This is a genomic window from Bacillota bacterium (genome assembly GCA_023511455.1).
Lineage (GTDB): Bacteria > Armatimonadota > HRBIN16 > HRBIN16 > HRBIN16 > HRBIN16.
On the sequence record JAIMBJ010000059.1, the window covers coordinates 1 to 10,403 of the forward strand.

The 10,403-nt window shown below is 61.1% G+C and carries 8 protein-coding genes; 5 read left to right on the forward strand and 3 right to left on the reverse strand.

Annotated elements, in window-relative coordinates; all coding sequences use genetic code 11:
* Window positions 1–408 precede the first annotated feature (408 nt).
* The 3 genes from K6U75_16910 to K6U75_16920 are packed head-to-tail and all read left to right on the forward strand — an operon-like array spanning window position 409 to window position 3,249.
* Entirely contained in the window at window positions 409–1,494 is a 1,086-nt protein-coding gene (locus K6U75_16910; protein ID MCL6476714.1) for a hypothetical protein, read from the forward strand.
* The gene (locus K6U75_16915) at window positions 1,418–2,260 is read left to right on the forward strand and encodes an ABC transporter ATP-binding protein (GenBank protein ID MCL6476715.1); all 843 of its coding nucleotides are present in this window, start codon (window positions 1,418–1,420) and stop codon (window positions 2,258–2,260) included. The genes K6U75_16910 and K6U75_16915 overlap by 77 nt, the downstream gene beginning before the upstream one ends.
* Window positions 2,257–3,249 (forward strand): ABC transporter ATP-binding protein, encoded by a 993-nt coding sequence (locus K6U75_16920; GenBank protein ID MCL6476716.1) that lies wholly within the window; start codon window positions 2,257–2,259, stop codon window positions 3,247–3,249. Before K6U75_16915 ends, K6U75_16920 begins: the two co-directional genes overlap by 4 nt.
* A gap of 47 nt (window positions 3,250–3,296) precedes the next feature.
* Here the strand turns inward: K6U75_16920 and K6U75_16925 are convergent, their stop codons facing one another.
* Window positions 3,297–4,223: a DUF1559 domain-containing protein gene (locus K6U75_16925; protein ID MCL6476717.1), complete on the reverse strand. Its 927-nt coding sequence runs from the start codon at window positions 4,221–4,223 to the stop codon at window positions 3,297–3,299.
* Between the two features lie 299 nt (window positions 4,224–4,522).
* Between K6U75_16925 and K6U75_16930 the strand changes: the two genes are divergently transcribed.
* Both K6U75_16930 and K6U75_16935 read left to right on the forward strand, forming a co-directional pair.
* Entirely contained in the window at window positions 4,523–5,074 is a 552-nt protein-coding gene (locus K6U75_16930; GenBank protein ID MCL6476718.1) for a DUF1854 domain-containing protein, read from the forward strand.
* 5 nt (window positions 5,075–5,079) lie between these two features.
* The gene (locus K6U75_16935) at window positions 5,080–5,793 is read left to right on the forward strand and encodes a ComF family protein (protein MCL6476719.1); all 714 of its coding nucleotides are present in this window, start codon (window positions 5,080–5,082) and stop codon (window positions 5,791–5,793) included.
* Window positions 5,794–5,804: 11 nt separating this feature from the next.
* Here K6U75_16935 and uvrA read toward each other — a convergent pair whose 3' ends face one another.
* Both uvrA and K6U75_16945 read right to left on the reverse strand, forming a co-directional pair.
* Window positions 5,805–8,672, reverse strand: coding sequence for an excinuclease ABC subunit UvrA (gene uvrA, locus K6U75_16940; protein ID MCL6476720.1), 2,868 nt, complete (start codon window positions 8,670–8,672; stop codon window positions 5,805–5,807).
* A 212-nt stretch (window positions 8,673–8,884) separates the two neighbouring features.
* Entirely contained in the window at window positions 8,885–10,228 is a 1,344-nt protein-coding gene (locus K6U75_16945; protein MCL6476721.1) for an alpha-galactosidase, read from the reverse strand.
* Window positions 10,229–10,403: the final 175 nt, after the last annotated feature.

Here is a 10,403-nt window from a genome sequence, read left to right on the forward strand (position 1 = left end):
TCAAGGCATTTTTGCGGGGGTCGGCGGGAAACTTTTGAAAAAATCTTCTGGCGGAGGTGGTGGTTTGCCCTCACCCCTGCCCTTCTCCCGAAGCTGCGGGAGAGGGGTGTTTGCACCTCACCCGTCCCCTCTGCTGCGAGGAGAGGGGCGTTACGAAACGGCAGGTAGCCGCAGGCTTCAGCCTGCGTAGAACCCAGCTCACCCGTAAAGGGTGCGGCTACATGAAGGTAGGTGAGATTTCCTGAACCTCACCCCCATCCCTTCTCCTGCAAGGAGAAGGGCGTCCTGCACTGCCCCTTCCACTGTGGGCAAGGGGGCTGGGGGGTCAGGTTCGCCATCAAATGATTGTCCTTTCGCCCCCCATTTGTGTTATGATGAAACCATCCTGCGTCACATGGAGGCAGCACGATGAGCCATCAAAAAGACCTGGTCGCTCCACCGGACATCATACGGCGAGACTTTGCGGAGATGGATGCCGAAGAGACCCTGCGCTGCAGCTGGGATGTGGAGGAACTGCTGCTGATGCAGGCGATTGAGGGGCACGCCCACGAAGGGCACGGCGCCTTTCACGGCAAACGCTATCCGAACACGACCATTGACCATATTGCCCGCGCCCTGCGCCGTGACCCGCACGCCATCCGCACCGCCCGACAGGCACTCATCGACGACATCCGACGCTATGCCGAGCGCGTGGTACAGGGCGAGCGCCCCGAACTGATGGACGAGCAGGGAACCCCTCTGCTGACCATCAGTACCCTGCGTTACCTGCCCGTTGCGCCGGAGGACGTGCTGCGCGGGCTGTTTCTGGGGGGCTTTCGCGACGACCCAGACATACGCAAACAGGTGGAACAGCGCACCGGCTGGACCATTGGGGGCGGTCGGGGATACCTGGTCAACACGCAGGTGATGGAGCAGATGGGACTGGACGGACGCCGTCTGGCGAAAGAGGCGCACGAACATGAGCTGGACGAGTTCCGCGCCAAGGGGCTTATTGTGGGAGCAGAACATGCACACGACCCGCAGGTACACTATATGTATATCCGCCATCGCGTGGGTCCGGGAGCGTCTGATGACGCCGCCATCGTCATGGCAGGCAAAGTGTGGAATCTCGGGGTGGCGGTCGGCATGTTTCTGGCGGATGCGGTGGACACCCTGGAGAAATACGTGCTGGAGTACGGCGATAAAGACCGCGAGATTGCCGAGTTCATCTGGCAGAACTTCAAAGACCTGCAGATGGATTGGGAGGATGTTTACCGGTTGACCTTTTTGGCGGCGGTGCCGGAGGAACAGCGCGACGAAGTGCCCGACAGCAGTCTGCGACATTTTTTGCGCGTGGACCGGCGTCACGACCAGTGCGCGCTGGAGAGCCATCTGCTTTACGTGCAGGGACGTCCCTACGCCCCGATGGTTCTGGCGCATGAGGGCATCCCTAACCGCAAGTTCTACGCTTACGTGGAGGAACGGCTGGCAAAGGCACATGAGTACGGCTTCTGAACCGCTGCTGCGCGTGCAAGGACTGACGGTCGCGTTCGGTCAGCAGCCGCCGGTGGTGCGCGAGGTGAGCTTCGAGGTGATGCCCGGCGAGACGGTGGGCATCGTGGGCGAGAGCGGCTCTGGCAAGACCATGACCGCGCTCTCCATCATGCGTCTGCTTCCGCCAAGTGGACGCATCGTCGGAGGCAGTATCCTGTTCGATACAATGCCCCTGCATCAGTTTACGGAGGCGCAGATGCGTCAGGTGCGCGGCGGCGACATCGCCATGATATTCCAGGACCCCTTCACCTGCCTGAACCCTGTCATGCGCGTCGGTGAGCAGGTGGCAGAAGCGGCGCGCTTACACCGCGACCGCGCAGAGGGTGACCCCGAAGCGCTGGCAGTGCAGATGCTTCGCGCAGTGCATCTGCCCGACCCTGAACGCATTGCTCGCCGCTACCCGCACGAGCTCTCGGGCGGACAACGGCAGCGCGTGATGATTGCGATGGCGTTCATCTGCCACCCGCGCCTGCTGATTGCCGACGAGCCAAGCACCGCGCTGGACGTCACCGTACAGCTACAGATACTGCACCTGATGCGCGAGATGCAACAGCAACAGGGCACGGCGGTGTTGCTGATTACGCACGATATCGGCGTGGTGGCATACACCTGCGACCGCGTACTGGTAATGCATCGGGGCGAAATCGTGGAAGCGGGAACCGTCTACGAGGTGCTGGAACGGCCGGGTCACCCGTATACCCGACAACTGCTGGAGGCGGTGCGATGAGCGCCAATCCGCTGGTGCAGATGCGAGGGGTAAAGGTGCATTTTCCCCTGCCGCGCGGCGAGGTGGTACGTGCCGTCGACGGAGTAGATGTGATGCTGGAGCCGGGGGAAGCGGTGGGACTGGTGGGGGAAAGCGGCAGCGGCAAGAGCACCCTCGCGCGGGCACTGCTGCGCCTGCTGCCGTTGACTGCCGGAGAAGTCTGGTTTGACGGCAAGCCGTTGCACCGCCTGCCGGAGCGCGATCTGCGCCCCCTGCGCCGCGAGATGCAGATGGTGTTTCAGGACCCGATGGCGTCGCTGAACCCTCGCATGCGCATTGCCGACATCCTCGCCGAGCCGCTGCTGGTACATGGTATCGCGCGCGGCAGGCAGGCGCAGCACGCAGCGGCGCGTTTACTGGAGCGGGTCGGACTGCCACAGGAGTACCTGAATCGCTACCCTCACGAGTTTTCGGGTGGTCAACGTCAGCGCATCTGTATTGCCCGCGCCATCGCCACGCAGCCGCGCCTGCTGGTTGCCGACGAACCGACCTCCGCGTTAGACCTCTCCATCCGCGCGCAGATACACGCCCTGCTGCGCCAGCTGCAGCAGGAGATGAACATGGCGATTCTGTTTGTGACGCACGACCTGCACGCGGTGCGCCAGGTGTGCTTGCGGGTGATGGTGATGTATCTGGGCAAAATCGTGGAGGTGGCGCCGGTCGAGCGGTTGTTCACCATACCCGCGCACCCCTACACGCAGACCCTGCTGGACGCGGTGCTGGAGCCAGTGCCTTCCAAAGCCCGTCGTCCCCGTCGCCTGCCCAGCGGAGAGGTACCTACCGCAATCCGAGTACCCACAGGTTGTCGGTTCCACACCCGCTGCCCATACGCGCAGGAGAGATGCCGTTTGGAGGAGCCAGCCCTGCAGCCTGCGGGAGAGGCGCACCACGTGGCGTGTTACTACCCGCTGACTCTGCCGAGCCTGCAAGCGAAAACGGGCACAGAGTAGCACGCCTGACCACTCAGTGCCCGCCAAGACGTCTGATTGACACCGTTTTACTGTACCGGTACCCCGTTCACGCAGTCATACACCGTCAAGCCGCCAGCCGCATAGGCACGTTTGCCCCAGAGAAAGTTGCGGGTGTCCAGAGTGGCTTCCAGTTTGTGCCACTTCGCGTGCCCGTCGGCAAAAATGTAGTTCGCCCCACCCGAGTGGCGGTCCGGGCTGATATAAGCGATGTGGTGCTGACCACCGGCGTTGTTGTTCGCCTGAGCGTAGCGGATGGCTGCCCACGCCTCCTGCGGAGTAAGCGCACACACCGGCCCGGTTACTCCAGCCTCACCATCATAGACCCTGCCGTTATCGGAGACGCCGTTGGTCGGACGGTGCGACTTGATAGCCGCGCCGCCGGTGGGCGAGGTGTCGTTCAGCGCGCCCAGCACATCGGTAATCTCCGCCACCGCGATGACCTGCGCGGGAGTATCCACCGCCCCGAGAGACACCACGTTCTGCGGCACGGCAGCGTATTTCTTGCGCGGCATCAGCAACTCGTTGGCGATGTAGCTGATACGGTCAGCCTGGATGTCCTGAATGCCAGGCGTCTGCGGAACCTGTCCCGCTGGGGCGTTGTTCAGGTCCAGAAAGTTGGTGGGGGCAAAGCCGCCCAGACGATGGCTGGGGCACACCCACACGGTCCTGCTGCCCTTCAGCTGCTTGACGTATGGGTCGACCATTCCCGACCACTGCACGTAGCCGTTTCGGCTGGTAGCGCCGTTGATGTAGTAGTACGCCATCGGGTAGGTCTCGTCGTAGTCCTGCACATACATCACGACGCCCAGACCAATCTGCTTCATGTTGGACAGGCAGCTGGCGGATCGAGCCTTTTCTCTCGCCTGCGAAAAGACGGGGAACAGGATGGCTGCGAGTATCGCGATAATCGCGATAACCACTAGCAGCTCGATCAGCGTAAACCCACGTTTCATAGCTAACCTCCTTCGACTAATCAATTTACTGGATGTAGCATATCAACTAAGATTTAAGCAGAAGTTAAGCAGGGATTAAGGTAACTTTAAGAATCCTGTGCGAAACAGGGGCGGGTGTTTATTCCATCGGGTTGGTGATAGCCCTTCCGAGCGGTGTCCGGATGTTATTTGGGGCGGGCAAACCTGCCGGTGAGCCGAACCCTTCCCCGACCGCCCGGCAGGAGCTCCGCCCCCCAGGCGTGAGCGGTGCATCGTGAGGTATAATGTCTCTGAGAACCTTACACTCGGGGATTACCAGAATGAATGTAGACAGTCGTGGTGTCAGTCTGGACATGCTGCGTTTTCGGGACGTGCCCACCTTCGAGGTGCGCTTTTTGGAGCCGTCCCAAATCCGCCTGTTCCGCACGCCCGGTTCCAGCCAGATTCGCATGACCATCGAAGGCGAACGGAGCATCCTGCGGGTGCATGTGGTGCGCTGCTTTCCCCTGTCCGACCCGAACCACTTTCTCAGCTTGCGCGACGGTATGGACCAGGAAGTGGGCATCCTGAAATCGCTGCACGGCTTGGACCCCGAATCGCGCCGCATTATCGAGGAAGAGCTGGACAGGCGATACTTCGTGCCTGTGGTGCAGAAGGTGTACTCGGTGCGCGAGGAGTATGGCACCATCACCTGGGATGTGCAGACCAACCGCGGGCGCAGGGTGTATCAGGTGCGCCACCTGCGCGACAACGTGCAGGAGGTGACCCCCACGCGCCTGATAATCACCGACATGGACGGCAACCGCTTCGAAATCCCCGACACAACCAAACTCGACTCTCGCAGCATGGCGATTATCGCCCGCGCGCTATGAGGTGGTTGCAAACAGCGTGGCAAGAGGTACTGGACGCGCTGTACCCGCCACGTTGTGCCGCGTGTGCGCAGGTGGGCTACAAATACTGGTGTGCGGATTGCCTCAGTCGCGTTTCGTATATTGCGCCGCCCGTTTGCACCAAATGCGGTACTCCGATAGACCCTGAAGGTTTTTGTCCTTCCTGCCCTACCCATCCCCTGCTGCTCGAAGCGGTGCGCGCCGCCGCGCACTACGAGGGAGCCGTGAAAGACGCTATCCACCGCCTCAAGTATGCCGCAAAACCTGCTGTGGCACCTGCGCTGGCGCAATTGCTGATTCAGGCGTGGCACAGCGCACTGAGCGAACCCCTTCACGCCGCGCAGGGGGTCATTCCCATTCCCATCCATCGAGAACGAGAGCGCGAGCGCGGCTTCAATCAGAGCGTGCTTCTCGCGCGGCACTTCTGTCACGCCGTCGGCTTGTCGTTATGGGACGACGTGCTGGTGCGTGCCGTATACCGCCAGCCACAGGTAGGGCTGAACGCCGCACAGCGGGCGCAGAACGTCAAAGACGCTTTCCGCGTCGTGCGGTCGGAAGAGATTGCCAGCAAGAGCGTGCTGTTAATGGACGACGTCTGGACCACAGGTAGCACCCTGAACGAAGCAGCCAGGGCGTTGTTGCAGGTGGGAGCCGCGCACGTGTTTGCCCTTACTGTGGCACACGAGAGCCTGCGGGGGTAACCGCAGCCCGGTCACTCGCGGGCACCGACCTCCGCCAGTATCCTCTGCCCGAGCATCTTGCGCAGAAACTGCCCCGTGTAGCTGGCTTCCACCTGCGCGACCAGTTCGGGAGGTCCCTCTGCCACCACGTAGCCGCCCTCTGCGCCACCCTCTGGACCGAGATCGATAATCCAGTCCGCGGTCTTAATCACGTCCAGATTGTGTTCGATGACGATGACGGTGTTGCCGTTGTCCACCAGGCGGTGCAGCACGTTGAGCAGCTTCTCGATATCCGCGAAGTGCAAGCCGGTGGTGGGTTCGTCCAGAATGTACAGCGTCTTCCCTGTTCCGCGCTTCGAGAGCTCCGTTGCCAGTTTCACGCGCTGCGCCTCGCCACCCGATAGAGTGGTAGCAGGCTGTCCCAACTTCATGTAGTCCAGCCCCACGTCGTGCAGGGTTTGCAGCTTGCGGGCAATCGGCGGGATGGCTTTGAAGAACTCCAGAGCCTCCTCTACCGTCATGTCCAGCACGTCGGCGATCGATTTGCCCCTGTACTTCACTTCCAGCGTCTCGCGGTTGTAGCGCTTGCCCTTGCACACCTCACAGGGCACGTACACGTCGGGCAGGAAGTGCATCTCTATCTTAATGATGCCATCGCCTTTACAGGCTTCACACCGACCGCCCTTCACGTTGAAACTGAACCTGCCGGGCTTGTAGCCGCGCACTTTGGCATCCTGCGTGCTGGCGAATAGCTCCCGAATCATGTCGAAAACACCCGTGTAAGTCGCAGGGTTCGAGCGCGGTGTGCGCCCGATGGGAGACTGGTCGATGTCCACCACCTTATCGATATACTCCATGCCGTCCACCCCATCATGTTCGCCCCACAGCGGGTGCGAGCCGTAGACTTGATACATCAGGCGCGGGTACAACGTCTCCTGAATCAGCGTGGACTTGCCCGAACCCGACACGCCCGTGACGCACACGAACAATCCCAGAGGGATGCGCACCGTGATGTTTTTCAGGTTGTGCTGGCGCGCGCCGCGGATGGTCAGCCAGCGGTCGCCCGGCTGTCGGCGGATGAGAGGTACGGGGATTTGCCGTTTACCGCTGAGATACTGCCCGGTGATGGATTGTTCGCAGGCGATAATGTCTTCCACCGTGCCCTGCGCGACGATGTATCCGCCATGCTCACCCGCGCCGGGCCCGATGTCGATGATGTGGTCGGCGGTGCGGATGGTCTCCTCGTCATGCTCCACCACGATGATGGTATTGCCCAAATCGCGCAGGTGCAGCAGGGTGCGGATGAGCTTCTGGTTGTCGCGCTGGTGCAAGCCGATGCTGGGTTCATCCAGAATATACAGCACGCCCATCAGCCCACTGCCAATCTGCGTGGCAAGGCGGATGCGCTGCGCCTCGCCTCCTGCCAGCGTCGCCGCAGGTCGGTCTAAGGTCAGGTAGCCCAGCCCCACGTCCAGCAAGAAGCCCAGCCGTGTCTGTATCTCGCGTAGCAACTGGTGTGCGATGTGGCGTTGCCGCTCGTTCAGCTTTAGCGGAAGGTCGTCAAAGAACCGTTGCGCCTCCTCCACCGACAGAGCGGTCAGCTGAGCAATGTTCAGTCCGCCCACTGTCACCGCCAGGCTTTCGTCCTTCAGGCGCAATCCCTTGCACTTTGGACACGGCTTGTCGGACATGTAGCGTTGCAGCCATTCGCGCACGTTCTCGGACTCGGTTTCGTTGTAGCGACGCTGCAGCATGGCGATGATGCCCTCGAACTCGCTGTCGAAGTAGCGCGTGCGCCCCCAGCGGTTGCGGAAGGTGACGGTCACATTGCCCTCGATACCGTAGAAAAGGTCATGCCATTGTTTCTCGTTCAGCTGATTCAGCGGGGTATGGATGGTGAAGCCCAATTTGTGTGCCACCCCGCGTAGCAGCCCTTCGTAGTAGGGTATCAGCCCGTCCTTCCCGGCGAAGGGTTCTATCGCGCCCTCAGCGATGCTTTTGGTAGGGTCGGGCACAATCAGTGCGGGGTCAAACTCGGTCTTGAAGCCCAGCCCATGGCACTCGGGACACGCGCCATACGGGCTGTTGAAAGAGAAAGAGCGCGGCTCGATCTCCGGCAGGCTGATGCCGCACGTGGCGCAGGCAAAGTTCTCGGAAAAAACCATCTCTTCCCCGTCCACCACCTGCGCGATGACCACGCCCTGCCCCATGCGCATGGCGGTCTCCACCGAATCGGCGAGCCGCTTGTCGATGCCTGCACGCATGACGATTCGGTCGACGACCACTTCGATGTGGTGTATCTTGTAGCGGTCCAGCGTGGGGATAGGCTGTTCACTCAGGTCAATCATCTCGCCGTCCACGCGCAGGCGGGTGTATCCTGCTTTGCGGGCGTCTTCCATCTCCTTGCGGTATTCGCCCTTACGCCCGCGCACGATGGGAGCAAGGATTTGCAAGCGCGTGCCCTCTGGCAGGGCAAGAATCGTGTCCACCACCTGTTCCACCGTCTGCTGAGTGATTTCGCGCCCGCACTGGGGGCAATGCGGGATACCGATGCGTGCATACAGCAGGCGCAGGTGGTCATAGATTTCGGTGACCGTGGCCACCGTCGATCGCGGGTTGCGGCTGGTGGATTTCTGGTCAATCGAAACCGCGGGCGACAAACCGATGATGTCGTCTACGTCGGGCTTATCCATCTGTCCGAGAAACTGCCGGGCATAGGCGGATAGCGACTCCACATATCGCCGCTGTCCCTCGGCGTAGATGGTGTCAAACGCCAGACTGGACTTGCCGGAGCCCGAGATGCCAGTAATGACCACCAGCTTATCGCGCGGGATTTCGACGGTAATATTCTTCAGGTTATGCTGACGCGCACCACGAACGATAATCTTGTCCTGAGGCATAGCGAACCTTCGCCCACCGGGGATTTCACGTCAAGGATTTTAGCACATTGGGGGGCGGCGAAGCAATGGGTGAAAGCGCTACAGGCGCGTTTTCAAAACACATGACGACCATCCCCTCACATCGGTTGCGCCGCGTTGCAAAGCCGCCCCGTGCATGGTTGATGCTGAACACCCGATAAGAAGAGGCACATTTTCGCGCGGTTGCCGAAACCCTAATGCAACGGCGGCAGCACCTCCCGCTGCAGTTCTAGCATCTCATCGACCATCTGCACGGCGTTGCGGTAAGAGTCTACCGTCGGCTCCAGCAGCACCGCCTGCAGCAGTTTCTCTTTCGACCGCTCAGCGAACGCCTCCACCAGCAGCTGGTGAATGCTTGCCTGCAGGCGTAGCATCGCGGCAATGGCTTCGGGCAGAGGCTCCATCTGCAGGGGATGTATACCCCCTGCGTCGCCGATAGCGGGAACTTCCACCACCGTCTCGTCGGGCAGGTTGGGTATTGCACCGCGATTGGGCACGTTCACTGCGGGCAGATTGTGCCGAATACCGCAGGCGATAGACTCCATGATGGGCGCAGCCAGCTCGCCCGATGGCTGCAAGGGGGCATCTTCCAGCCGCCGGGGTTCAGGCGGCTCCGGCTTCCAGGGGCGACGGGTGGGGTCGCCGGTGAGCGAGTAGACAAACTCGGGGACGTGCCCGGTTTGCCAGGGATGTCCATCGGCGGGGTCGTAGAAGAATTGCAGTTCACTGCACACGAACTCATCCGCCCAGCGGATGTACTCGCCGTAGTGATTGGGAGCGGGCGAGGGCCACAGTCCGAACCGCCGGAACAGGATGCGCGCCAGACCATACTCATGCCATTCGGCGAGCCAGTCTCCTTCTCGCTCACGCTCTCGCAGCAGGGGATACAGGTCTTCTCCGGTGCGCTTGTGGCGGATGGTCTGAAACCAGGTGAAATGATTGATGCCGCAGGCAGTCGCCTCTATCTGCTCCGCCGGAATGCCCAGAATGTGGGCGATTTGCGCCAGCCCCATGAAATAACCGTGACACAAGCCCACCACGCGAATGCCGGTCAGGCGCGATACCGCCTCACACAGTTTGTGCTCGGGGTTGGAGAAGTTGATGAGCCAGGCATCGGGACAGAGCCGCTCCATCGTGCGGGCAATCTCCACCGTAGGTGCCATGTTGCGCAGCGCGTGGAACAGCCCACCCGGACCGCCGTTCTCGCCAAACACCTGCCGAAAACCATACTTGCGCGGTATATGGAAATCCTGTGACCAGTAAAGGAAGCGGTTCACCTCAATGGCGCACACCGCGAAACGTGCTCCATCCAGCGCATGCTGCAGGTCTGTGGTTGCCTCGATGGTGACCTTCACGCCCTGTTTCTCTGCCGCATAACGGGCGTATCGCTCCACATCCACCAGATGCTCGGCGACCTTATCCATCAGCACGAGGTGAACCCCCGCCTCGATAAGTGGCTGACTCAGCAACACATCGCGTACGGTCGAAGGACCGAACGACCGGCTCCCCGCGCCAATCAGGGCTATCTTGACAGGCATGGTGACCTCCAGTTTGCAAAAGCTACCATCTGATGTTTCGGGGCGAGAGGTGGGCGGTTCCTGCCGGGCTGCGAAGGAAGTGCCACGCACCCCGATTGTGTTGTTACCAATGGCGAGTCACATTTAATTCCCAGTTTGAAATGTCACATATCCAAACGCTTCGATGGTATCACAG